General features: G+C 73.9%; 23 protein-coding genes. 13 read left to right on the forward strand and 10 right to left on the reverse strand.

Annotated features, from left to right (window positions below; translation table 11 throughout):
* The 3 genes from AB0H71_RS27615 to AB0H71_RS27625 are packed head-to-tail and all read left to right on the forward strand — an operon-like array spanning position 1 to position 2,803.
* A complete protein-coding gene (locus AB0H71_RS27615) occupies positions 1-687 on the forward strand; it encodes a histone deacetylase (RefSeq protein WP_357026573.1) in 687 nt (228 codons plus the stop codon).
* Between the two features lie 9 nt (positions 688-696).
* On the forward strand, positions 697-1,491 hold the full coding sequence (locus AB0H71_RS27620) for an SDR family NAD(P)-dependent oxidoreductase (RefSeq protein ID WP_357026575.1): 795 nt from the start codon (positions 697-699) through the stop codon (positions 1,489-1,491).
* Positions 1,492-1,495: 4 nt separating this feature from the next.
* Positions 1,496-2,803 carry an APC family permease gene (locus AB0H71_RS27625; protein WP_357026577.1) on the forward strand — a complete coding sequence of 436 codons (1,308 nt, stop codon included), beginning with the start codon at positions 1,496-1,498 and terminating at the stop codon, positions 2,801-2,803.
* On the opposite strand, the gene AB0H71_RS27630 is transcribed toward AB0H71_RS27625, so the two are convergent.
* The 5 genes from AB0H71_RS27630 to AB0H71_RS27650 form a co-directional block, all read right to left on the reverse strand.
* Positions 2,782-4,104 (reverse strand): hypothetical protein, encoded by a 1,323-nt coding sequence (locus tag AB0H71_RS27630; RefSeq protein WP_357026579.1) that lies wholly within the window; start codon positions 4,102-4,104, stop codon positions 2,782-2,784. The two genes, AB0H71_RS27625 and AB0H71_RS27630, sit on opposite strands and share 22 nt — an antisense overlap.
* Positions 4,101-4,523 (reverse strand): hypothetical protein, encoded by a 423-nt coding sequence (locus AB0H71_RS27635; RefSeq protein ID WP_357026581.1) that lies wholly within the window; start codon positions 4,521-4,523, stop codon positions 4,101-4,103. Before AB0H71_RS27635 ends, AB0H71_RS27630 begins: the two co-directional genes overlap by 4 nt.
* Positions 4,520-4,702, reverse strand: coding sequence for a hypothetical protein (locus AB0H71_RS27640; protein ID WP_357026583.1), 183 nt, complete (start codon positions 4,700-4,702; stop codon positions 4,520-4,522). Before AB0H71_RS27640 ends, AB0H71_RS27635 begins: the two co-directional genes overlap by 4 nt.
* Positions 4,699-6,474: a hypothetical protein gene (locus AB0H71_RS27645; RefSeq protein WP_357026584.1), complete on the reverse strand. Its 1,776-nt coding sequence runs from the start codon at positions 6,472-6,474 to the stop codon at positions 4,699-4,701. The genes AB0H71_RS27640 and AB0H71_RS27645 overlap by 4 nt, the downstream gene beginning before the upstream one ends.
* Positions 6,475-6,713: 239 nt before the next feature.
* Entirely contained in the window at positions 6,714-7,925 is a 1,212-nt protein-coding gene (locus AB0H71_RS27650) for an MFS transporter (protein WP_357026586.1), read from the reverse strand.
* An 82-nt stretch (positions 7,926-8,007) separates the two neighbouring features.
* Here AB0H71_RS27650 and AB0H71_RS27655 point away from each other — a divergent pair, with 82 nt between their 5' ends.
* Positions 8,008-8,871 (forward strand): LysR family transcriptional regulator, encoded by an 864-nt coding sequence (locus tag AB0H71_RS27655; RefSeq protein WP_357026588.1) that lies wholly within the window; start codon positions 8,008-8,010, stop codon positions 8,869-8,871.
* 3 nt (positions 8,872-8,874) lie between these two features.
* Here AB0H71_RS27655 and AB0H71_RS27660 read toward each other — a convergent pair whose 3' ends face one another.
* The gene (locus AB0H71_RS27660; RefSeq protein ID WP_357026590.1) at positions 8,875-10,263 is read right to left on the reverse strand and encodes an MFS transporter; all 1,389 of its coding nucleotides are present in this window, start codon (positions 10,261-10,263) and stop codon (positions 8,875-8,877) included.
* Between the two features lie 8 nt (positions 10,264-10,271).
* Positions 10,272-11,078: a thioesterase family protein gene (locus AB0H71_RS27665; RefSeq protein ID WP_357026592.1), complete on the reverse strand. Its 807-nt coding sequence runs from the start codon at positions 11,076-11,078 to the stop codon at positions 10,272-10,274.
* Positions 11,079-11,132: 54 nt separating this feature from the next.
* On the opposite strand from AB0H71_RS27665, the gene AB0H71_RS27670 reads away from it, so the two are divergent.
* The 4 genes from AB0H71_RS27670 to AB0H71_RS27685 all read left to right on the forward strand — a co-directional run bounded on the left by AB0H71_RS27670 (position 11,133) and on the right by AB0H71_RS27685 (position 14,781).
* Positions 11,133-11,609, forward strand: a complete 477-nt coding sequence (locus AB0H71_RS27670; RefSeq protein ID WP_357026594.1) for a helix-turn-helix domain-containing protein — start codon at positions 11,133-11,135, stop codon at positions 11,607-11,609.
* 156 nt (positions 11,610-11,765) lie between these two features.
* The gene (locus AB0H71_RS27675) at positions 11,766-12,848 is read left to right on the forward strand and encodes a phenazine antibiotic biosynthesis protein (RefSeq protein ID WP_357026596.1); all 1,083 of its coding nucleotides are present in this window, start codon (positions 11,766-11,768) and stop codon (positions 12,846-12,848) included.
* Positions 12,848-14,221 carry an aldehyde dehydrogenase family protein gene (locus AB0H71_RS27680; protein WP_357026598.1) on the forward strand — a complete coding sequence of 458 codons (1,374 nt, stop codon included), beginning with the start codon at positions 12,848-12,850 and terminating at the stop codon, positions 14,219-14,221. The genes AB0H71_RS27675 and AB0H71_RS27680 overlap by 1 nt, the downstream gene beginning before the upstream one ends.
* A 50-nt stretch (positions 14,222-14,271) precedes the next feature.
* The gene (locus AB0H71_RS27685; RefSeq protein WP_357026600.1) at positions 14,272-14,781 is read left to right on the forward strand and encodes a thioesterase family protein; all 510 of its coding nucleotides are present in this window, start codon (positions 14,272-14,274) and stop codon (positions 14,779-14,781) included.
* Here the strand turns inward: AB0H71_RS27685 and AB0H71_RS27690 are convergent.
* Positions 14,769-16,358 (reverse strand): regulator, encoded by a 1,590-nt coding sequence (locus AB0H71_RS27690; RefSeq protein ID WP_357026601.1) that lies wholly within the window; start codon positions 16,356-16,358, stop codon positions 14,769-14,771. The two genes, AB0H71_RS27685 and AB0H71_RS27690, sit on opposite strands and share 13 nt — an antisense overlap.
* 13 nt (positions 16,359-16,371) lie before the next feature.
* The gene (locus AB0H71_RS27695) at positions 16,372-17,061 is read right to left on the reverse strand and encodes a cysteine hydrolase (RefSeq protein ID WP_357026603.1); all 690 of its coding nucleotides are present in this window, start codon (positions 17,059-17,061) and stop codon (positions 16,372-16,374) included.
* A gap of 136 nt (positions 17,062-17,197) precedes the next feature.
* Here AB0H71_RS27695 and AB0H71_RS27700 point away from each other — a divergent pair, with 136 nt between their 5' ends.
* The 5 genes from AB0H71_RS27700 to AB0H71_RS27720 are packed head-to-tail and all read left to right on the forward strand — an operon-like array spanning position 17,198 to position 22,395.
* A complete protein-coding gene (locus tag AB0H71_RS27700; RefSeq protein ID WP_357026605.1) occupies positions 17,198-17,668 on the forward strand; it encodes a PaaI family thioesterase in 471 nt (156 codons plus the stop codon).
* A gap of 59 nt (positions 17,669-17,727) precedes the next feature.
* Positions 17,728-18,519 (forward strand): hypothetical protein, encoded by a 792-nt coding sequence (locus AB0H71_RS27705; protein ID WP_357026607.1) that lies wholly within the window; start codon positions 17,728-17,730, stop codon positions 18,517-18,519.
* The gene (locus AB0H71_RS27710) at positions 18,516-19,607 is read left to right on the forward strand and encodes a hypothetical protein (protein ID WP_357026609.1); all 1,092 of its coding nucleotides are present in this window, start codon (positions 18,516-18,518) and stop codon (positions 19,605-19,607) included. Before AB0H71_RS27705 ends, AB0H71_RS27710 begins: the two co-directional genes overlap by 4 nt.
* The gene (locus tag AB0H71_RS27715; protein ID WP_357026611.1) at positions 19,604-21,085 is read left to right on the forward strand and encodes a hypothetical protein; all 1,482 of its coding nucleotides are present in this window, start codon (positions 19,604-19,606) and stop codon (positions 21,083-21,085) included. Before AB0H71_RS27710 ends, AB0H71_RS27715 begins: the two co-directional genes overlap by 4 nt.
* Positions 21,082-22,395: an AAA domain-containing protein gene (locus tag AB0H71_RS27720; RefSeq protein ID WP_357026613.1), complete on the forward strand. Its 1,314-nt coding sequence runs from the start codon at positions 21,082-21,084 to the stop codon at positions 22,393-22,395. The genes AB0H71_RS27715 and AB0H71_RS27720 overlap by 4 nt, the downstream gene beginning before the upstream one ends.
* A gap of 39 nt (positions 22,396-22,434) precedes the next feature.
* On the opposite strand, the gene AB0H71_RS27725 is transcribed toward AB0H71_RS27720, so the two are convergent.
* On the reverse strand, positions 22,435-24,024 hold the full coding sequence (locus AB0H71_RS27725) for an FAD-dependent monooxygenase (protein ID WP_357026615.1): 1,590 nt from the start codon (positions 24,022-24,024) through the stop codon (positions 22,435-22,437).
* Between the last annotated feature and the right edge of the window lie 14 nt (positions 24,025-24,038).

Genomic DNA, 24,038 nt, shown 5'->3' on the forward strand with positions numbered 1-24,038 from the left:
GTGCCGGGGCCCGCCGAGCCCCTCGGTCCGGCGCCGCGCGGTACAGCGGCGCCGGACCGGGTCTGGTACGCGGCCTACGGCTCGAACATGCACGCCGACCGGATCCGCTGCTACCTCGCGGGCGGGATCCCCGCGGGCTCCGCGCACCGGTACCCCGGCTGCCGGGAGCCGCGGGATCCGGAGCGCTCGGTTCCGGTGTGGCTGCCGGGCACGCTGTACTTTGCCACCGAATCGCTGGTCTGGACCGGGGGCCGGGCCTTCTACGACCCGGACGGCGACGGCACCGTTGCCGCCAGGGCGCACCTGGTGACCGCCGGGCAATTCGCCGACCTGGTGGCGCAGGAGATGTACCGCCCGCCCGGCACCGACCTCGACCTGGCCGCGGTACTCGGCGCGGGCCGGTACGCCATCGGGCCGGGAAGGTACGAGACGCTGGTCTGCGCGGGCACGCTGACCGGGCTGCCGGTGCTCACCTGCACCGCCCCCGCCGGGTACCGGGAGCTGCCGGGGAATCCGCCCTCGGCGGCCTACCTCCGGCACCTCGGCGCCGGGCTGGCCGAGGCGCACGGCTGGCCGCCGGAGCGAGCCGCCCGCTACCTCGCGGCCGCGCCCGGCGCGCACGGCCACTGGACCGCCGCCGCGGTGGAAGCGGTGCTGCGCGGGCATGATCCCGCGCCGCCCGGGTAGTGCGGCCGCATGAACCGGACACGTCCCCTCGCCCTGGTCACCGGAGCCTCCCGCGGCATCGGACTGGAGATCGCACGGCAGTTCGCCGGCCACGGCTACGACCTGGTGCTCGCCGCCGAGGACGCCGCCATCGAGGACGCCGCCGCCGAGCTCGGCCGGGACGGCTACGCCGTCCGCGCCGTCCAGGTCGACCTGCGCACCGCCGACGGCGTCCAGCGGCTCTACTCCGCCGCCACCGAGGACGAGCGCCCGCTCGACGCCGTCGCGCTCAACGCGGGCATCGGGATCGGCGGCGACTTCGTCGACACCGACCTGGACGTCGAGCTCGACATCATCGCGCTGAACATCCGCTCCACCGTGCACCTCTCGAAGCTCGTCCTCGGCGACATGGTCCGCCGGGACAGCGGCAAGCTGCTCTTCACCTCGTCGGTGCTGTCGATGATGCCCGGCGCCAAGCAGGCGGTCTACGCCGCCTCGAAGTCGTTCATCCAGTCCTTCGCGCAGGCGCTGCGCAACGAGGTGCACGACACCGGGGTGACCGTCACCGCGCTGCTGCCCGGCCCCACCGACACCGACTTCTTCCGGCGCGCGGGCATGCTCGACACCGTCATCGGCCGCGGCCCCAAGGAGGATCCGGCGCTCGTGGCCGAGCAGGGCGTGGACGCGCTGCTGCGGGGCGAGCAGAAGGTGGTCGGCGGCTCCTTCGGCACCAAGGCCATGGCGGTCGTCGACCACGTGCTCCCGGACGCCGTCAAGGCCACCGCGAACCGGGTGCTGTCGGCCGCGCTGCCGAGCAGGCACTGACGCCGTGCCCGCGCTGAATCGCGTCGTCGGGACGCGGCTGCTCTACTTCTTCATTCTCGGCGACGTGCTCGGCGCCGGGGTGTACGTGCTGATCGGCACCATCGCGGGCCGGACGGGCGGCGCGGTCTGGCTGCCGCTGCTGGTCGCGCTCGGGCTGGCCTGCCTGACCGCGGGCTCCTACGCCGAGCTCGCCACCAAGTACCCGCGTGCGGGCGGCTCCGCGCACTACACCACGCTCGCCTTCGGCCCGGCCGCCGGTTCGCTGGTCGGGTTCTGCATGCTCGCCGCCGGGGTGGTCTCGGTCGCGGCGCTGGCCCGCGGCTTCGCCTCCGACTACCTCGCCGAACTCGTCACGCTGCCCACCGCGGCGGTGGTCGTGGTCTTCCTGCTGCTGCTGGCGGCGCTGAACATCCGCGGCGTGCGGGAATCGCTCGGCGCCAATGCGGTCGCCACCCTGATCGAGCTGAGCGGGTTGCTGCTCGTCATCGGGCTCGGCGCCTGGATCCTGCTGCGCGGCGACGCCGACCCGGGGCGGCTCACCGCGCTCGGCACCGCCGAACACGGTGCGGCCGGGGCGATCCTGGCCGGCGCGGTGCTCGCCTACTACTCCTTCGTCGGCTTCGAGACCTCGGTGAACCTGGCCGAGGAGGTCGCCGAGCCGCGCCGCAGCTACCCGAGGGCGCTCTTCGGCGCGCTGCTCACCGCGGGCGCGGTCTACGTGCTGCTCGGGGTGCTCACCTCGGCGGCGGTGCCGACCGAGGTGCTGGCCGAATCGTCGGGGCCGCTGCTGGAGGTGGTGCGGATCGCCGGTGGCGTGCCGGAGCGGCTGTTCGCGGTGATCGCCCTGGTGGCGGTGGCGAACGGCGCGCTGCTCACCGGGATCATGGGGTCCCGGCTGGCCTACGGCATGGCCCGGGACGGGCTGCTGCCCGGCGCGCTGGGGCGGGTGCTGCCGCGGCGCCGGACGCCGTGGGTGGCCGTGCTGGTCACCACCGCCGCGTCGGTGCTGCTCGCGCTCACCGGCGAGATCGACGCCCTCGCCGAAACCCTGGTGCTGCTGCTGCTCGTGGTCTTCGGCGGGGTGAACGCGGCCGCCATCGCGCTGCGCCGGGACCCGGGCGACGGCGACTATTTCCGGGTGCCGATCGCCGTTCCGATCCTCGGCCTCGCCTCCTGCCTGCTGCTCGCCACGCAGGTGACGGCGGCGGTGTGGCTGCGCGGGCTCGTGCTCATCGGCATCGGGGTGCTGCTCGCCGTGGTCAACGAGGTGCGGCGGCGGCGCGGCGCCGATCAGGCGTCGAAGAGCAGGTAGAGCCCGGTGAAGGTGAAGCCGACCATGACCAGCATGAGCGCCAGCTGGCCGGTGGCCCGGTGCGCCTTCGGCAGCACCCGCAGGCTGCGGTCGTGCGCGGCGGCGACGCCGAGAACGTGGCCGGTGACCACCGCGAGCACCTTGATCGTGCCGAGCACCGCCGGATGGCTGGAGAGCAGGTAGGCGACCTCGCGGTCGGCGAGCCCGAGCAGGTTCCAGCCCCGGTCGAAGGGGTCGGCGAAGAGGATCGCGGTGGCCTGGCCCTTCTCCAGAAGGAAGGTCAGGTAGTGGGCCACGATGTAGCCGGCCACGATCGGGGTCAGGCTGTGCGCCAGCGTGCCGGGCAGCAGGCGGCGCTCGGCCGGCGTGACGCCGCCGGTCGCCCGCGCGGCGCCCCAGAAGAGCACCGCCACGGTCAGCACGAAGCCGAGCAGCGCCGCGGTCTTCAGCAGCATCGGCTGGCCGGAGTCGACGAGCTGCCGCCGCCAGACCGGGAACTGGGAGAAGCTGTCGAAGGCGGTGGAGCCGAGCAGCACCGCCGCCACCGCCACCGAGCCGGGCAGCACCGGCGTCCCGGCGAGGTTCGCCAGCGGCGCGCGGAGTACCAGCTCGCCGGTCCCGGCGCGCCTGCCGATCGGGCTGAGCCGCCCGAGCAGCGCGCTGTACACCTCGAACGGGTCGGCGTGCGCGGCCCAGGCGGTGCCGAAGACGACCAGCCCGGCCAAGGTGATCAGCAGGTAGAGGCCGAGCCAGGTCGCCACCGCCGCGACCGCGCCCGGGTCCGGCGCGGCCAGCTCCAGCCAGACGAAGGAGAAGAGCCCGAGCACCGCGGGCCATATCCCGAGCCGCTCCGGGTACGTCAGGAAGCCGCGCTCGGGCGGCCGCCGCAGCACCGCGCAGAGCGCCCGGTGCAGCGCCCGCGCCGGGGAGAGCACCTTCCACACCGGCCCGGCCAGCAGCGAGAGCACCGCCACCGCGACCCACAGGTACACGTAGAGCACACCGGGCACGGGGTTGCGCGCCGGATCGGCCGAGCCGAGCAGCGCGACCGCCGCGACCAGCGCCGTCGCCGCCACGCCCAGCACCCCGAGCGCCGCGCGGGTCCACCGGGAATCGGCGAGCGCCCGCAGCGCCGCGGGCAGCGGGCGGCCCGGCGAGTCCGGGTCGAGCCGCGGCTCGCGCCAGGCGAAGAGCAGCACCGCGAAGGAGAAGGTGAGGGCCCAGGCGGCGCCGATCAGGGCGTAGGTGAGCGGGATCGGGAGATCCGTCGCGCCGCCGAGCCCGTGGGCGAGCAGCGTCATCGAACCAGGACGGTCGCCACCGTGCGGCCGGCGTCGTGCAGCTCGATCTCCACCCGGCCCGGCACGGCGACGGTGAAGGAGAAGCGCTGCCCGGCGGCGGGTTCCACCTCGAAGGTGTGGTCGGGGTCGGCGTGCACGTGCAGCTCGTCGGCGGTGTCGCTGTCCACGACGAGTTCGATGGGCTGGCCGACGGCGGCCTCGACCCTGGCGTCGTCCGGGGTCACCGTGCCGCCCGCCAGCCGCACCGCGATGACCACCGCCTGCTGCCCGGCCTGCGGCTGCGCGGTCGCCGAACCCGGCGCCGAACTCTGGTGGGCCGCACCGTGGTCGGCGTGCCCGCCCTCCTCGGCGCTCGCGCAGCCCGCGGTGAGCAGCCCGGCCAGCAGCACGAGGGCACAGCCCCGGCGCACGTTCCTCACGTGTCGTTCTCCTCGGTCGATTCGGTGTCGTCGTCGCCCGCCCTGCGGTCGCGGACCGCGATGAACACGACGACGCCGACGAGGGCGAAGGCGGGCAGGAAGGCCGGGATGGCGAGCAGCAGCGAGTGATCCGCCAGCACATCCACGCCGTCGTACCCCGCGACGGCCGCGGTGGTCATGCCGAGGCCACCGGCTCCGCCGGCGCGCTGCGGGTGGTGTGCGGGTAGCGGTCGTTGATCCGGCCCGCGCCCCAGGAGAGCGCCGCGACCAGGATCAGGCTGCACGCCAGCACCACCAGCGAGGCCGCGCCGAACAGCCAGGACGGGTAGTCGAAGCTGCGCTCCCGCTGCAGCACCGTGATCTCCGGGACGAACGGCCGGGTGAAGGTGTTCAGCGCGGGCACCTCCTCGGCATTGATGCCGGGGTCGGCGGGCATGAAGACCGGCAGCGCGGTGTGCATGCGGCCGTCCTGTACCCGCAGCACCGTCTTCCAGCTGCCGGAGACCGGCACCGGCGCGGTGGAGACGTAGTGCCCGGCCTCGACCCGCTCCAGCCGGTCCACCACCAGGCCGCGGCCGGGGCTCTCGCTGCCGACGCCGCCCTGCCAGCCCAGGATCTCGAGCCACTCCGGATCGTCGGAGACCAGGTCGGCCGGGGTCAGCCGGACGTCGGCGAAGACCATGCGCTCGCCGTTCTGCTGCGGCGCCTCGGTGAGCGTGACGGTGGCGGTGGCGTTCTCCGGCACGGTGTGCGCGAGGCCGTTGGCGACGGCGGCGCCGACGATCAGCACGGCCGCTACCACCAGGGTGCGGCGCACCGCGGGCCGCGGCAGCGGCTCACCGCGCAGCACGGTGCCGAGCATGCCGCCGATCACGCCGCCCGCCACACCGACCGGCACCGACATGGCAAGCAGCTCGGGCCAGATCGAGGCGGGCCACGGATTCACGAACATGGCGTCGACCCACAGCGACTCCAGCCACAGCCCGACGGTGGCGGCGGCCAGGCCGCAGAGCGCGCCCCACAGTACCGGCCTGCGCACCAGCGGCAGCAGCGCGAGCACCTCGACCACCAGCGCGATACCGAGGTACAGCGGGAAGACATTGCGCGGGGCGTCGATGATCGGCCCGCCCACCAGCAGCGCCACGATGGTGCGGACCACCACCGCGAAGCCGACCACGACGAGCGTGCTGAACCGGCCGAGCACGAGCCGCGCGGCGACCAGGCTGACGGTAGCGGCGGCGACGATCAGCATGGGCTGGAACACCATCCGGAACTGCTGCACACCGAAGTCGAACTCCACCTGGAAGACCGAGAGCCCGATCAGCAGCCCGCCGAAGGCGAAGGAGCGCAGCAGCCACATCCGCCTGCTGTCCGGCTCGTCCGGGCGCGGGCGGTTGTGCCTGCCCTCGAACTCCAGCAGCAGCACGCCGATCAGGGAGAGCCCCGCACCGCCGATGAGCATGAGGTGGGTGGGGCCCCAGAGCGTGACATCCTGACCGAAAATGCGATGCCAGACATCGTCCAGCGGAAAGCCGATGAGCGCGTAGAGCCCGGCGCCGGCCAGCAGGATGCCGCCCACCGGGGCGTACCAGGTGCGGGTGATCCGCACCGCGGCCGGGCCCGGCTTCTCGTCCAGCGGCAGCACGATCGCGGCCATCCCCGCCATGAAGAGGAAGAACAGCCCGACCAGGATGAAGTAGTGCGCGGGGTTGGCCAGCGGCCCCGCGTCCCTGCCCTTGCCGACGTGCAGGCTGACATCCCAGATGAAGCCGAGCAGCGCGGTCAGGATGGTGGCCAGGAAGAGCGCCAGCGGCAGCGCCACCCAGCCGGGCTGGTTGAAGTAGGTGCCGAGGCGATCGGCGACCGCCTGCAACCAGGTGATCCGGCGGTTCCGGTGCAGGTAACCGATCCACAGCAGGACCAGGGCGAGCACTCCGGCGGCGCCGGTCATGATCAGAACCTGATCGAGCGCCGCACCCCCACCTTCCCCTCCGGTCTGGGCGAACACTGACAAATCGGGCGCGGCGCTCGGCACGGCAGACCTCCAGTCGTTGAGACCTGTACTAAGTGTGACGAAAAGTAGCACGAACCGGGCCACACAGGTATGGCCCGGTCCAGCGAGAGATACCCAGCGGAAGCCGGGTCATTCTCGCATTCCGCGGTGGGCGTCACCCCGATCCGGGCGCCCACTCAGCGGGCGGGCACCGGCTCCCGCGCGGGGACGGCGTGGCGGGCGAAGAGCCCCGCCCAGAGCGCGATTCCGAGGAGCGTGGTCGCGGCGCCGAGCGCGCAGATCAGCGGCCAGCCACCGGCTTGGTAGGCGAGGCCCGCCGCCGTCGAGCCCGCCACGCCCCCGGCGAAGTAGGTGACCATGTAGGCCGTGGTCAGCCTGCTGCGCACGGCGGGGTCGAGGGCATAGACGGCGTTCTGGTTGGCCAGCTGCACACCCTGGATGCCGAAGTCGAAGACCAGCAGCGCCACGATCAGCACCAGCACCTGCTGCCCGCCCCAGGCCAGCAGCGCCCAACCGGCGAGAACGGTCAGCCAGACCCCGGTGGTCACCGCGCGCAGGTTGCCGCGATCGGCCAGCCTCCCCACCACCGGGGCGCCGAGCGCGCCCGCCGCGCCGGCCAGGCCGAAGAGCCCGATCACGAACTCCGGGTAGTGGTAGGGGCTGCCGTGCGCGCCGGAGAGCAGGAAGGCGAGCGCGGTCCAGACGGCGGAGAAGCAGGCCATGCTGAGGAAGCCGAGAATCATCCGGTGCCGCAGCACCGGGTGCCTGCGGATCAGCGCGAGCACCGACCCCAGCACCTCGCGGTAGCGCTCACCGTCCGCCGCGCGGCCGCTCGCGGGGGCGAGCCGGTACACCGCGAGGGCGGTGGCGAGCTGCAGCCCGGCCGCGACCAGCAGCACCGCGCGCCACCCCGCGACCTCGGCGACGGCCCCGGCCAGCACCCGGGAGAGCAGGATGCCGAGCAGCAGCCCGCTCATCACCGCGCCGACCACCTCGCCGCGGCGCTCCGGCTCGGCCAGCGCCGAGGCCCACGGCACCACGACCTGCGCCGCCGACGCCGTCACCCCGGTGGCGAAGACGCTCGCCAGCAGCAGCGGGAAGATCGGGGTGAACGCCGAGACCAGCAGTGCCAGCACCGAGGCCGCGAGCAGCGCGGGCACCATCCGCCTGCGCTCCAGGAAGTCGCCGAGCGGCACCAGCAGCGCCAGCCCGCAGAGGTATCCGATCTGCGCCGTGCTCACCAGCAGCGCGGCGGTGGCGGTGGAGACGGCCAGGTCGGCGGCGACCTCGTGCAGCAGCGGCTGCAGGTAGTAGAGGCAGCCCGCGGAGGAGCCGGCGGCGAGGGCGAACACGAGCACGACGGCCCGGGTGGCGGTGGCGGTGGTCATGGACCGAGCATGCGCCGGTATACCGATCGACAAAAGCGATAGCTGTCGATGGCGCCATCGACAGCGGAGATATCATCGGCCGATGGAGCTGCGGCAGATCGAGTGCTTCCTGGCCTGCCGGGAGCACGGCTCGTTCACCGCGGCGGCGCGGTCGCTGAACATGGTGCAGTCGGCGGTCTCGGCGAGTGTGGCGAAGCTGGAGCGCGAGCTCGGCGCCCGGCTCTTCGACCGCACCCCGCGCGCGCTGGTGCTCACCGAGGCGGGCGCGGCGGTGGTGGAGCCGGCCCGGGCCATGCTGCGGGCGCGGCGGGCGATCGGAGACGGGGTGGCGGCGGCGCGCGGCGAGGTGCGCGGCGAGGTGGTGCTCGGCAACCTGCTGAACATCCACCTGATCGACCTGGCCGGGGTGCTGGCCGGGCTGCACCGGCGGTATCCGGCGGTGACGGTGCGGATGCGGCAGAGCACGGCGGGCGCGGCGGGCAACCTGGCCGGGCTGCGCGACGGCAGCCTGGATCTGGCGCTGCTGGCCGGGCTGCCCGCCGAGCCGTCCGGGGTGACCTGGTATCCGCTGGCCGAGGAGAGCGTGGTGCTCTGCGCCGCCCCGGAGCATCCGCTGGCGGGGCGGCCGTTCCGCCCGGACGAGCTGGACGGGGAGCGGTTCATCGACTTCCCGCCCGGCTGGGGTACCAGGGCGGTGGCCGACGCGGTGCTGCCGCGCCGGCGTCCGGTGATCGAGGTGGCCGAGCAGGCCTTCGCGCTGGAGCTGGCGGCCAAGGGGTTCGGCGTGGTGCTGGTGCCCCGGTCGGTGGCGGCCGGGGCACCCGGCATCCGCTTCGGCGAGCGGGCCGGCGCGCCGATCCCGTGGCGGCTGGCGGTGGGGCACGCCGCCGGGCGCACCCCGACCAATGCCGCGCGGACCGTGCTCCGCGCCCTGCTCGGGCCCTGAGCCTCAGCCCTGCCGCGGCCGCCGCACCGCGAGCCCGAAGAGCCCGGCCAGCACCGCGAATCCGGCGATCACGATCCAGGCCCGGTGGAAGACCTCCAGCGCCCGCTCCGGCCCGCCGGGGGTGCCGAGCAGCGCGACCAGCACCGCGACGCCGACCGCGAGCCCGACCTGCCTGGCCGTGCTGAGCACCGCCGATCCGGTGGCGAAGCGCTCCGGCGGCAGCCCGCCGGTGCCGACGGCGAACGAGGTCGGCATGACCAGCCCCACCCCGATGCCGGTGACGAGCATGCCGCCGAGCAGCCCGCCCGCGTAGTCCGGGTGCAGCGTGACGGCCTGCGACCACCAGAGCGTCCCGGCCCCGAACACCACGCCACCGGCCACCAGCACCGGGCCGGGGCCGACCCGGCCGATCAGCCGCCCGGCCAGCACCGCCACGATCGGCACCAGCAACGGCCCCGGGGCGATGGCGAGCCCGGTGCGCAGCGCCGACCACCCCCACACGGTCTGCGCCCAGAGCACCGCGGAGAGCAGCATGCCGCCGAAGGCGATATTGAAGAACACGGCATTGCCGGTCATGAGCGCGAAGTTCGGGGCGCGCAGCAACGCGGGGGCCACGATCGGGCTGTGGTGCCGCGCGGAGGAGACCACGAAGCCGATGCCGCAGAGCAGCGCCAGCGCGAAGGCGCCGAGCACGCCCGGCGAGCCCCACCCCCACTCCGGCCCCTGCACCAGGCCGAGCACCAGCCCGGCGACCGCCAGCGCGGCGAGCACCGCGCCGCGCAGGTCGGGCAGCGGGCCGCCGTCGCCCGGCACGGCCGGGAGCACCCGCACCCCGGCCAGCAGCGCCGCCAGCCCGAGCGGCACGTTCACCAGGAACACCCAGCGCCAGTCGGCCTGCACCAGCAGGCCGCCGAGCACCGGCCCGAGCGCGGCGCCGACTCCGCCGAAGGCGACCCAGAGCCGCACCGCCATCGGGCGTCGCTCCGGCGGGCTGGCCGCGAGTACCAGCCCGAGCGAGGCCGGGGTGAGCACGGCGGCCCCGGCGGCCTGCAGGACGCGGAAGCCGACCAGGGACTCCACGTTCCAGGCGGTCGCGCAGAGCGCCGAGCCGAGCACGAAGAGCCCGAGCCCGAGCAGGAAGGTGGTGCGGATGCCGCTCCGGTCGCCGAGCCGCCCCGCTGGCACCAGCAGCGCGGCGAAGACGATGGCGTAGGCGTTCAGCACCCAGGAGAGCTCGGCGATCGGCACCCCGGCGAAGTCGGCGGCGATATCGGAGAGCGCGACATTGACGATGAACAGGTCGAGGCTGGAGAGCAGCACGCCCGCGTTCACCACGAGGAGAACCAGGCGCAGATCGGTGGCGGCGCGCGGCGCCGCGGTCACGGAGGTCACGGCGCGCCTCAGCCCAGCACGCGGCGGGTCTGCCGAGCGGTGGCGAGCAGCCGCCCGTCCCTGGCCCGGATCTCGGTGTCGTCCACCGACCAGCCGCCGCCGGTGGAGGCGTTCACCGTGCGGACCAGCACCGGTTGCGGCGGAGCCGGTTCGGCGTGCAGGTGCAGCGAGAGCGCGACGGTCGGCGCGGCGACCGGGGCGCGGAGTACCGGGAAGAGCGCGGGCGGCAGCGCGTCGGCGAGGATCGCCAGCGCGGCGGCATCGATCGGCAGCGCGGCCGCGAGGCGGAGCGTGACCCAGGCGCAGAGCTCGCGCTCCGCCGCTCCGGTCAGCGGCAGCACCGCGGTCGCCGGGCGGATCTCGAAGTGCGCGCCGGCCGGGACGATCTCGGGCGGCAGCGCGAACTCCGCGCACTCCTCCGGCGCGGGCACCGCCGGTGCCGCGGCCCCGGCGTACGCGGGCACCTCGCTCGGCACCGCGCGCCCCAGCGTCACGGCGGCCGCCGCGACCGCGACCCCGCCCTGCTCGGCCCGCACATCCACCACGGCGGTATTCCGCCCGACGGCGGTCACCGCCGCCGCGAACTCCATCGGACCGATCGCCGGACGGCCGAGGAACCGCAGGTCGACCGCGCGCACCGGGAGCGGCTCGGCGGCGGCGCGCCCGGCCACCTCGACGAGCAGCGCCGCGACGACACCGCCGTGCGGCCCGCTCCACCCCTGCCAGGTCGCGTCGATCCGCGCGGTATGGCGTCCGCCCCCGGTCGCGGTCAGATCGAAGACCCCGGCCAGCCCCGGGGTAGTGAGTTGCGTCATGCAACGTACTCTAGGGGGCGTGAGTTCTTTCACGCAACCGACTACCCTGGCGGCATGCGCAGAACGAGCTTCGCCGACATGAACTGCTCCCTGGCCCAGTGCCTGGAGGTGGTGGGCGAGTGGTGGACGTTGCTGATCGTGCGCGACGCCCTCTTCGGCGTCACCCGCTTCGACGACTTCCGCAGCCGGCTCGGGATCGCCCGCAATGTGCTCACCCAGCGGCTGGAGCACCTGGTCGAGCACGGCATCCTGGCCCGCGAGCCGTACCAGGAGAATCCGGTGCGGTACGACTACCGGCTCACCGAGAAGGGCCGCTCGCTCTGGCTGGTGGTGACCGCCATGCGGCAGTGGGGCGACGAGTGGGCGGCCCCCGGCGGCCCGCCGATCCAGTTGCAGCACCAGACCTGCGGGCACCGGATGACGGTCGAACCGGTGTGCTCGGAGTGCGGCGAGCCGGTGCACCGCGGCGAGCTGCGCGCGCAGCTCGGCCCCGGCGCCAGGGACGATTCGCTGCTGCCCGGCCGGCGGTAGCGGCTCGATTGCCGCGATGCGGACGTACCAGACATATCCCCGGCGGCGGGCGCGACCCGGATTCCGTGATCGCGTCATCGAAGTCGGGCCGCGGGAGTTTCAGCGGGGGTGACCGGTCGGCCACAGTGTGCGTGAGTTCCACGCCCTGGAGGACGCATGTGTTCTGCCATTCTCGACCTCGGCGCCGAGCCGGTCGATCCCGACGCCTACATCCGGGCCCTGATGCGCTGGCATTTCGACCCGGAGAGCGGTAGCCCGTACTGGCTGCGCCGGGCGCGCACCCTCGATTTCGATCCGCGCACCGATATCCGCACCTTCGACGACCTCACCCGATTCCCCAATGTGGTGGACGAATTCCGGGACATCGCGGTGTCCGAGCTGATTCCGCGCGGGCTCACCGGCGCGGACCGGGAGATCGCCGGGATCTTCGAGAGCGGCGGCACCACCGGGCTGCCGAAGCGCTTCGTCATGTTCGAGCCGTGGATGGAGTTCGCGCTCGGCTGGGACGAATTCCACTACGCCGGGCTCGGCACGGTGAACACGCTCGCCATCGCGCCGAGCGGCCCGCACATGTTCGGCGAGTTCGCGACCCGCCGCGCGCGCAGGCACGACGGCCTGAAGTTCACCATCGACCTGGATCCGCGCTGGATCAAGCAGCTGCTCGCCCGTGGCGCCACCGAGGAGGCGGAGCGCTACGCCGGACACCTGATCGACCAGGTGGGGCACATTCTCGGCACGCAGCCGGTCGGCATCCTGATCACCACCCCGCCGCTGCTGGAGCGGGTGGCCCGGCGGCCGGAGCTGGTGGACGCCATCCGCGCGCAGGTGAAATTCATCTGCTGGAGCGGCGCGCACATGGACGCCGACACCCGCGATATCTTCCGGACCGAGATCTTCCCGGGTATCCCGCTGAAGGGGCTGTACGGCAGCACGACCATTCTCGGCATGTCCAGGGAGCGCGACGAGGACCATCCGGACGGGCTGCCGATATTCGACGCCCCGAGCCCGTATATCGCCTTCCGGGTGGTGGATCCGGCCACCGGGCGGGATGTGGAATACGGCGAGCGCGGGCAGGTGGTGATGAACCACCTCACCAAATACGCCCTGCTGCCGAACAATACCGAGCGCGATACGGCGCTGAAACTCCCGCCGCTGCCCGGCGCGCTCGGCTGTGCCGTCGCGGATGTGGGACCGGTCAGGACATTCGGCGATCGCGCCGTGATCGAAGGGGTGTACTGATGGAGGTCCGGATCGACGCGCTCGGCCCGGCCGGCGCCTACCGCGCCCGCGAGCGGCTGCCGCTGACCGCGCTCTCCGGCGCGGTGGTCGGCGAGATCAGCCAGGTGCCGCCGCTCTACGTGCGCCGCACGCTGACCGCCATGCGCGCCGCCACCGTGCTCCCGGTGCCGGAGCGGCTGGCCGCGCTGGACAAGGCGGCCGAGCTCTTCCTGCACGGCACGGTGGCCGGGCTGGACCCGCACGAGTACGCCCGGCTGGTCTCCACGGTCTCCGGGGTGCCGCTCGCGGTGGTGCGGCAGTCGGTGCAGTGGGTGGCGGAGGTGCTGTGCGCCCAGCGCGAGACCCGCACGCTCGCCATGCCGCTCGGCGCGGTGGACGGGTGGGACGCCGAGCGCACGCGCACCGGCTCCGCGGTCTGGACCCGCCGCGGCGACCTGTTCGCGGTGCACGCCGCGGGCAACACCCCCGCGGTGCACGGCCTCTGGCCGGAGGCGCTCGCGCTCGGCTACAAGGTGGCGGTGCGGCCGTCCACCCGCGAACCCTTCACCCCGTTCCGGCTGATCAGCGCGCTCCGCGAGGCCGGCTTCCCGCCGGACACGGTGACCCTGCTTCCCACCGGCTACGCCGCCGCGGACGTGATCATCGCGGAGTCCGACTACGCCATCGTCTACGGCGGGCAGGACGTGGTGGACAAGTACGGCGGCAACCCGCGGGTGCTCACCCAGGGGCCGGGGCGCTCCAAGATCCTGATCACCGCGGAGGTGGACTGGCGGCCCCGGATCGAGCTGATCGCGGGCTCGGTGAGCCACCTCGGCGGCACTGCCTGCACCTGCGCGACCGCCGTGCTGGTCGAGGGCGATCCGGAGCCGGTGGCGGCGGCGCTGGCCGCGGCGCTCGACGCCATTCCGAGCCTGCCCGCCGACCACCCGGACGCCATTCTCACCGTGCAGCCCACCGAGTCGGCGCGCGCCATGGACCGGTACCTGCGCGAGGTCGCCGGGGACGCGCGGGCGCTGCTCGGCGGCGACACCATCGTGGACGAGCTGCCCTCCGGCGGCGCGGTGCTGCGGCCCGCCGTGCACCTGGTGCCGGACGGCACCGACCCGCGGCTCGGGGTGGAGCTCGGCTTCCCGTGCGTGTGGGTCGGGCGGTGGCGGCCGGAGGACGGCGTCGGCCCGTTGCGGAATTCGCTGGTGCTCACCGCCGTGACCACCCGCCGCGACCTCATCGACCGGCTGCTCGACGAGCCCACCATCACCAACCTGTACCTCGGCGACAACCCGACGACCTGGCTCCGCCCCGGCGTCCCGCACGACGGCTACCTGGGCGAACACCTCATGCGGAGCAAGGGCATGATCCGCTCGGCGCCCTGACCGGCGACCCGGTGCGCGGCCCCGCGCACCGGTACCGCAGGATCGGAAGCATGGCTACCGACCTCCCCACCGTGGCGCAGATCCGCGAGATCCCGGCCACGCTCACCGCGGACGTGACCGAGCGCGAGATCGACGCCAACGGCCACATGAACGTCGTGTACTACCTGCGGCACGGCATCGTGGCCGCGGACCTGCTGCTGCAGACGGCGGGGCTGGACGACCGCTACCGCGCCGAGCGCAGGCTCGGGCTCTTCACCACCGAGCACCACCTGCGCTACCACAGCGAGCTGCGGCAGGGCGACGCGCTGGCGGTGCACGCCCGGGTGCTGGAGCGCAGCGCCAAGGCGGTGCACATGATGGCCTTCCTGGTGGACCAGGGCCGCGACCGGCTCGCCAACACGCTGGAGATCCTGCTGGTGCACGTGGATCTGGAGCAGCGCCGCTCGGCCCCCATCCCCGATGACCTGGCCGCCGCGCTGGACGACATGATCGCGGCCTCCGGGAAACTGGAGTGGCCGGCGCCGGTCACCGGGGTGATGGGGATCCGTCAGCCCTCCTGAGCGGCCGGCTCCTCCTTCGGCTCTTCCGCCGGTGCCGGTTTCGGCAGCAGCGCGTAGGCGAGGCAGACCACGGCGAAGAAGAGGTAGCCGAGCGCGACCTGGGGTGCGGCCGCCCAGGCCACCTCGGGGGCGTGGATCAGCCCGATCCAGCTGAGCAGCGCGCCCACCGCCGCCGCGATCGCGGCGGCGTGGAACCGCTTGTCCAGCACGAAGGTCACCAGCGCGCCGAGCACCAGCCCGGCCAGCACCGCGCCCTCGCCGAGGATCTGCAGCCCGTGGTAGACGACGCCCGCCTGGCCGAGCGCCTCCTCCCCCACCTTCTCGGCGCTGGTGCCCGCGGCGCTCAACGCGTTGTCGATCAGCCCGACCGCCCACTCCGCCAGGTTCGGCAGCAGCGCCGCGACCACCGCGACGGCGTGCAGCCGCGGCACCGCCTGGAAGGCCTGGGCGCCGATGAGCAGCCCGATGTAGAGCAGGATCGGCACGATCGCCGGGATCGGCAGGATGGTGGCGAGCACGCCGAAGAGGCCGAGCAGGCACATCACGCCGATGGCCGCGCCCGCCGCGAGCGAGTAGCCGGTGCGGCCGCCCGCGTCCTTCCAGCCGGGGTGGCCGATGTAGACCGCGGGCGGGAACGGCGAGCCGAATCCGGCGCCGAGCACCGCGCCGAAGCCGTCGGCGAGCAGCACGCTGCGCAGGTTGTAGTTGTCGCCCGCGGCGGCGGCGCTCTCCACATTGCTCATGGCCTCGGTGAAGTTGTAGACACCGAGCGGGATGGCGGTGGCGAGCAGCGGGGCCAGGTCGCCGAGGCCGTCGAAGAGCAGGTCGAGCCGCAGGTCCGGCAGGCCGAGCGCGATATCGCCGACCGCCGCCGAGACGTCCGGTGCGGACATGTACCCGCCGATCCAGCCGATGGCGGTGCCGACCAGCAGCGCCACCAGCCCGACCGGGACATTGCCCGGCAGCTTCACATCGGTGAAGAAGCCGATCAGGATGATGGCGAGCACCGGGAGCCCGATCCACGCCACCTCCCACATCTGCGCGGCGGGGCGCATGGCGATGAAGGTGATGGAGATGCCGGCCAGGGTGCCGAGCATGGCCGCGCGCGGGGTGATCTTGCGGATGAACGGCCCGACGAAGGCGCCGATCATCACGATGACGCCGATCATGAAGGCCCAGGCCAGCCCGGCCGACCAGGCCCGCAGGGCATCGCCGGTCCGCAGGTAGATGGGGAGCATGACGACGAAGACCACGATGAACATGTGCGGCACGCTCGGCCCGTACGGCAGCGCGGTCACGGTGTCGCGCTGCTCGCGCCGGGCCAGCCTGCGCGCCAGCACCATGTAGTAGAGGTTGCCGAGCACCAGCGCGACGCCGAGCGCGGGCAGCACGGTGCCGAGCACATCGCCGCTCGGGATCTTCACCACCGCGATGGAGAGCGTGGTGAGCGTGAGGACATTGACCAGGATATTGAAGGCCAGCCCGAAGAAGGCATTGGTGTCGCCCCTGGTCCACCACGGAAGCTTCTGCGGCGGAGCGGGTTCGGCCTGCTCGGCCGGTTTCGTGTCGAGCGTCATCGCGGAATCCTGTTCACCGGGCCGGGCTTGCAGCGGGGGCGAGCGCGTCGAGCACGGCCGCCGAGCCGGCGACCCAGCCGAAGATGCCGCCCTGCGCGGCGATCATGGCCAGCCCGACCCGCTGGAATTCGGGGAAGTACGAGCCGACGCAGTCGGCGACGACCAGGCACTCGTAGCCGCGGTCGTTCGCCTCGCGCACGGTGGTGTGCACGCACACCTCGGTGGTGACGCCGGTGACGAGCAGCGAGGTGATGCCGAGACGTTCGAGGACCGCGCCGAGCTCGGTCGCGTAGAACGCGCCCTTGCCCGGCTTGTCGATCACCACCTCGCCGTCGATCGGCGCCAGCTCGTCCACGATGTCGTGGCCGTACTCACCGCGGATCAGGATGCGGCCGAAGGCGCCGGGGTCGCCGATGCGCTGGGACGGGGTGCCGCGCCGGATTTTCGCGGGCGGGCAGTCGGAGAGGTCGGGCAGGTGCCCCTCCCTGGTGTGGATCACCGGCAGCCCGGCCGCCCGCGCCGCGGCCATGAGCCGGGCCAGCGGCGGGATCACGCCGCGCAGTTGCTCCACGTCGTTGCCGAGGCTCGCGCCGAATCCGCCGGGTAGCAGGAAGTCCCGCTGCATGTCGATCACCAGGAGCGCGGTGCGGCCGGGGTCGAAGGTGAACTGGTCCGGCTGCGCCGGCACGTGACGGGATGTCATGGCGGTGTCCTTCCGCGCCGAGCTTCGGCACCCGTCGATTGTGAAAAGGGTGTGTAACTCCGGATGTGCCCGGATGTATCCGCTGTGTTAGATGATGGGAAAATTGGAACAGGTTTCACTTTCGGAGGAGAGCAGCGTGGATATCGCAACCCTGGGCGAGCTGGTGATGACCGGGTTCCGGAGGCTCGGCTTCATCCGGTACGCCGGAATCGAGGGGGTCGAGTTCGCCGAGGGCCGCAATGTCGTCGGCATGACGCCGGGCCCGGAGCACCTCAACCACAATGGCGACGTGCACGCGGCGGTGCTGTTCGGGCTGGCGGAGACGGCGGCCATGGGCGCGGCGGTCTCCGGCATCGCGGCGCACATGGGTGAGTCGTTCGTCGTCGCCCGGGATGGCCGGATCGAGTACCTGGCCAGGGCCAAGGGTGAAGCCGGGCCATTCGTGGCGAGCGCGGAGCTGCCAGCCAGCACACTGGAGACGGTGCGGGCCGAGGCCGCGGCGCGCAGGCCGGTGGAGTTCACCGTGCCGGTGCGGATCACCGGCCGGGACGACACCGCGGTCGCCACCGCCACGTTCACCGCCGTCATCCGGCCCAAGCGGAGCTGACCCGGCGAATACTGGAAGATACTGGACTTCACTGGAAGTTCTGATTACAGTCCCGCAGTGTGCCGGACAATGCCGAGCAACTCGAGGATCGCATCGCCGAACTGCGCGCCGCGGTTCGGCGGGCGGTGGCGGCGGGTGATCGTGCCACGGCCCGGCAACTGCGCGCGGAGCTGCGCCGCGCGGAGAACGACTGGGACGATGCCGTGCTCGGGCTGCAGCCGGGCGCGGAGCCGGTCCGCGAGGTCGTCCCGGCGGTCCCGGTGCGCGAGCACGTGCACCGGGCGCTCACCCTGCTCGGCGCCCCCGCCGCGCCGAAACTGGTGCTCGCGGTGCACGACGCGTTCTTCTCCGGCGATCTGGTGGCCGCCCGGCTCACCAGCCTGCGCCGCGACGAGGAGCGCTCCTTCCGGGCCGCGCCGCTGGCCCGGCCCTACTACATCTGCTCGGCGCTCAACGCCGACCTGCTCGCCCCCGCGCGCGGCCTGCTCGCGGTGAGCACCTGGCCCACCGAACGGCGCGTGGTCGGGCCGCTCAGCCCGCGCGTCGATCTGCTGACCGCGACCATCCGGCTCGCCGAGCACCTCGCCGCGCTGCCCGAGCCGGGCCCGGACGCGCGGCGCGTGGTGTGGAAGCTCGCCGTCTCGGTGCCCGGGGTGCGCGGCGCCCCCGACGCCATCGACCTCGAGCGGGTCGTCGAGTCCGCGGGCCGGGAACTGGCCGTGCACCGCGCCGACGACGCCGCGCACCGGCTGCGCGCCGCCGAGCGGGCGAGCGCGCAACTCGACGACACGGCACAGCTGTTCGGCGTCCGCCTCGCTGTGACCGGCACGCGACGAAAGGAGGCCGGGTGACCACTCCGCTCCCGGCACGCTTGGACCGGCTCCGCGGCACCGCGACCGCGTGCAGGCACAATGCCCGCACCATCGCGGCGCTCACCGCGAACCCCGGCTGCGCGCGGCGCGCCCTGCTCGACGCCGCCGCCGTCGACAAGACCGTGATCGCCAGGGAACTCGGCTTCCCGCCCCGCTTCGGGCAGTCCCAGTTCGCCATCACCAGGGGCAATGCCTTCGAGGCCATGGTGAAGGCGAACGGCTGCGCCGAGCTGCTCGCGCTGCTCCGCACCGAGCTGGAGCTCAGCGTTCCCGAGGTCGAGTACTACGACCTCGCCTCGGTCGGCGACAACACCGCGAACGCGGTCCGCTACCGGCGCACCAGGCAGCTCTTCGACCACGCCGTCGTCACCGGCGAGGGCACGCTCTTCGACCACCCGCTGCTGCGCCTCGACATCGCCGGTGCCACCGCGTACCTGGAGCCCGACGTGGTCGCGCTGCGGCTCGGCGGCCAGTTCCACGTGGTGGAGATCAAGTCCTTCCCGGTGGTCGACGGCCAGGCCGACCCGGCGCAGGTGGCCGCGGCGGCCAGGCAGTCCGCGGTGTACGTGATCGCGCTGCGCGAGCTCATCGCCGACCTCGGCGAGGACCCGGACGCGCTGGTCTCGCACAACGGCATCCTGGTGTGCACCAACGACTTCAGCAACCGCCCCACCGCCGCCCTGGTCGACCTGCGCAAGCAGATCGCGGTGGTGGGCCGCCAGCTCTCCCGGCTCACCTCGATCGAGGAGCTGCTGGACGAGCTGCCCGACGGCGTCAGCTTCGAGCCGGGGCCGGAGCTCGCCCGCACCGTCGCCGGGATCGACGCCCGCTACACCCCCGAGTGCATGGCCAGCTGCGAGCTGGCCTTCGCCTGCCGCGCCGAGGCCAGGCAGGAGGGCACGGTGGACGTGCTCGGCCGCGGCGTCTGCGACGACCTCGGCGGGCTGGAGGACATGACCACCGTGCTCGGCTTCGCCGACGGCTCGATCGAGCCCCCCGCCGAATTCGACGACATCGCCCGGCTGCTCCGGCAGGCGCGGCGGATGCGGCTGGAGATCGCCGGGTGAGCGTGCTGACCGCGCTGGCCCGGCTGGAGGCGGTGCGCGCCGGGCGCGCGCAGCCGATCGCCGGGGTCTGCCACACGCACCTGGCCCGGCGGCCGCTGGTGCTGGTCCCGCTGAAGCTCGCGGGCGAGGCCGCGGCGCCGCTGGCGCTGCTGGCGGGCACCGCGGCCGACGAGCCGCGGCTGCTCGTGGTGCCGCAGCCGCGCGACCGGGTGCTGCGGCTGCGCTTCGTCGCGCAGCTCGCCGAGATCGTGCTGCCCTACGTCACCGAGCACACCGTCGAGGTGGAGGAGAAGACCACCAAGGCGGGCGAGACCTACACCCGCTGCCTGGACGCCCCGCAGCTGTGGACGCCGAACACCGGCGGCATCGACTTCCTGCGGCTGCTCGGGCGCTCGGTGCGGTTCCACAGCCCCGAGGGCGAGAACCCGGTGCCGCCGGAGGTTCCGCTGCTCGGCCGCTGGCTCACCTGGTTCTGCGACCGCGCCGAGCACCCCGGCTCGGCGGTGCTGCTGCCGATGACCTCGGTGCTCGCCGCGCACTGGGCCAGCGGCCAGTCCGCGCTGGAGGACGCGAATCTCGCGGCGCTGCTCGGCTGGATCGCGCCGCCGCCGGGGCGCTCCGGCGCCGAGGCCGCCGCCCGCGCCGAGGACCCGCTCGCCGTGCCGCCCGCGGGCCCGGCCACCGACCCCGGCTTCGACAACGAGGAGCTGGCCCCGCTCATCACCGGCTACGACGAGGCGCCCGCCGGCCCGGCCAAGGTCACCGCGGAGCAGCGGCTGCGCCGCGCCCTGCTGCGTCAGCTGGAGCCGACCTGGCAGCTGCTCTGGCAGGGGCTGAACCTGCTGCGCGCGCTGCCGCAGGGCGCGCACGTCCCCGGCCGCTGGAACGACGATATCGGGGCGTTCAGCTACTTCCTCGGCACGGTGCCGGAGGGGGTGCCGCAGCCGCGCCGCGACTCCGCGGTCTCGGCGGTGCGCAGGCTGCTCGACCGGGAGCGCGCGCTGGAGCGGTACGAGGCCGAGCGCGCCTTCGACGACCCGCGGCTCATGCTGGAGCACCGGCTGGCGGGCGCGGCCTTCCACGGCACCGTGGCCGAGGCCGATCCCACCCGGGTCACCGTGCCGGCGGGCAAGAGCAAGAAGGTGCTGCGGCCGAGCCTGCGGGTGCGGACCAGCGACCCGTTCGTGCCGGTGCCCGGCGAGAAACTCTGCAATATCGGCTACCCCAAGCAGTCCGGGGAGGTGCTCGAGGCCGACGGCGACACCGTGCTGCTCGAGCTCTCCGGCGGCATGGGGCGCAAGCTGGTCCCGGAGCCGGGCACCGTGCCCGGCGTCGGCGCCGCGGTCGGCTTCGCCCGCTTCTCCCCCGCCGGGTCGTCCCGGCCCACCTCGCTGCCGAGCCGGGAGGAGACGCCGTGGACGCACGGCGGGCCGCCCCCGGAGTGGCTGCCCACCGCGGAGACCTTCGAGGAACTGTGACCGAGAACCTGTCCGCGGCGGCGGAGGCCGCCGTCACCGGCATCCTCGCCGACCTGGCCGGCGGCACCAACCGGGCCGTCGTGGTGGACTCGCCGCCCGGCGCGGGCAAGTCCACGCTCGTGGTGCGCGCGGCCAGGCAGCTCGCCGAGTCCGGCCGCCCGCACATGATCGTGGCGCAGACCAACGAGCAGGTCGACGACCTCATCGAGCGGCTCGCCACCGCCGACCCCGCGCTCGCCATCGGCCGGGTGTCGAGCCAGAGCTACGTCGAGTCGGCGCGCGTCCAGCACCCGAACGTGGTGTGCAGGCAGAAGATCGCCGACCTGGAGGACCGCACGGTGCTCATCGGCACCGCGGCCAAGTGGGCCACCATCGACGACGGCCGCTGGGAGCACGCCATCATCGACGAGGCGTACCAGATGCGCTCGGACATGCTGCTGCGCATCGCCAACCGCTTCGAGCGCGGGCTCTTCGTCGGCGACCCCGGCCAGCTCGACCCCTTCGCCACCGTGGACACCGGGCGCTGGGCCGGGCTCGGCTGGGACCCGACCACCAGCGCGGTCGCGGTCATGCTCACCAACAACCCGGAGATCCGGCCGCACACGCTGCCGGTCTCCTGGCGGCTCTCGGCGGCGGCCGCGCCGGTGGTGTCGGCGGCGTTCTACCCGTTCACCCCGTTCCGGGCCGGGACCGGCAGCGCGGACCGGCGGCTGGAGTTCGCCGCGCGCGGGCTGCGCACCCCGGTCGACCTGGTGCTGGACGAGGCCGCGGAGCACGGCTGGGGCTGGTACGAGCTGCCGCGGCGACACACCCTGCGCACCGACAGCGAGGCGGTGCGCGCGGTCGCCGAGATCACCCGCCGGGTGCTGGAGCGGGCCGCCACCGCGCACTCCGAGCAGGGCTCGCGGCCGGTCACCGCGGAGCGGGTGGCGATCGGCACCGCGCACCGCGACCAGGCCGAGGCGGTGCGCAACGCGCTGCGCGGCGGGGTCGCCGACGGGGTCACCGTGGACACCGCGAACCGGCTGCAGGGGCGCGAGTACGACATCACCGTGGTCCTGCACCCGCTCTCCGGCCGCCGCGACGCCGGCGCCTTCCACCTGGAGGCCGGGCGGCTCTGCGTGCTCGCCTCCCGGCACCGGCACGCCTGCGTCATGGTGGGGCGGGCCGGGATTCCCGAACTCCTCGACTCGCACCCGTCCGCGGAGCCGGTGCACCTGGGGGTGCCGGTCAAGTTCCCGGACGGGTGGGAGGCGAATCACGCGGTGCTGAACCACCTCGCGAAGCACCGGGTGCGCGCGGGCGGGTAGTCGCCGCCCGCGCGGCCGGGCGCGGAGTGCGAGCCGCCCTCAGTGCTCGGCGGGCGCCGCGAACGTGGCGGCGAGGGCGCGCGGAACCGCCTCCGGCGCACCGGCGTAGGCCAGGTACCCGTCCGGGCGGACCAGGTACGCGGCGTCCGCGTCGGCGTAGGTGCGGGCGAAATCGCCCGCGCTGTCGCGGATCACCGGCAGCACGGTGTCGACCGGCGTCTCCGGCCCCGCCACCAGGTACACGTCGAGCTGCCCGCGCGTCACCCGGCGGGCGTCTTCCACCACCCGCTCGAGCGCGGCGAACCAGTCCGGCCCCCGCTCCCCGCCGGTGTACAGCAGCAGCGTGTGATCGGCCCCGGCGAGCAGCGAGAAGAGCCGGATCGGGAACTGCACCAGCTCCCGGGTGAGCCCCGCCGCGTCCGGCGCGCGCTGCCCGGCCGCGACCCCGCCCAGGGTGGAGAGCAGCACGATCGGGCTGTCCCGGTAATCGAGCAGCAACTGCGCCTCGCGCCGCAGCATCCGCTCCGGATCGTCCGCCCCGGCCCCGATCCCCTCCCTGGCGTGCCGCACCGTGCGCCCCACCACCTCCTCCCCGACCGGCCTGCGCTCGGCGTCGTAGCTGCCGAGCAGCTCCGGCCCGGCCACCCCGGCGACGGCGAGCGCCAGCTTCCAGCCCAGGTTGTGCGCGTCCTGGATGCCGGTGTTCATCCCCTGCGCCCCGGTCGGCGGGTGGATGTGCGCGGCGTCGCCCGCCACGAAGACCCGGCCGGTGCCGTAGCTGTCCACGATGCGGTGGCTGATCCGGAACACCGAGGACCAGCGCAGGTTCCGCGCGGTCGCGGGCTCCGGGGCGAGCCGGTCCAGCACCGCCTGGATGTGGTGCAGCTCCGGCGCCCGGTCACCCTCCATGCCGTGCGCGACGCCATCGGTCGCCGGGACGGCGAGCTCCTCCGGCGCCAGCATGGAGACCCGGTACCGGCGGTGCCCCGGCAGCGGAATGCAGACCAGCACGTCGGCGCCGCGGGTCGAGCGCACGCCGTAGCCGGGCGGCGCGCTCCACTCCAGTTCCACGTCGCCGAGCATGTACTGCTCGGCGAAGGCCGCGCCCTCGAAGGTCAGCCCGAGCCCCTTGCGCACCACGCTGTGCGCGCCGTCCGCGCCGACCAGGTACCCGGCGCGCACCGTCTCCGCGCCGCCGGGCCCGCGCAGCACCGCGGTGACGCCGCCGTCGTCCGGCGCGAAGGAGACCAGCGCGGTCCGGTACTCGACCCGGACCCCGCAGCGCACCAGCCGGGCGCCGAGCACGCGCTCGGTCTCGTACTGCGGGAGCGCCGCGAAGCCGTACGGAATGTCCGGCGGGGGTTCGAGATCGAGCCGCGCCACCTCGGCGCCGTCGGCGTACACCAGCTGCCCGCGCATGCGCACCGCGGCATCGAGGATCTCCCGCAGCACCCCCATCCCCTCGAACACCTCGAGCGTGCGCGGCTGCACCCCGACCGCCTTGGCGAAGCGGGGCCGCTCGGCGAGCTGCTCCACCACCCGGCAGCGCACCCCGCGCCGCGCCAGCTCCACCGCCGCGGCCAGCCCCACCGGCCCCGCGCCCACGACGAGCACATCCGCATCCGTCATCCGGCGAGTCTAGA

Origin of the sequence: Nocardia sp. NPDC050697 (assembly GCF_040654395.1) — a bacterium.
GTDB lineage: Bacteria > Actinomycetota > Actinomycetes > Mycobacteriales > Mycobacteriaceae > Nocardia.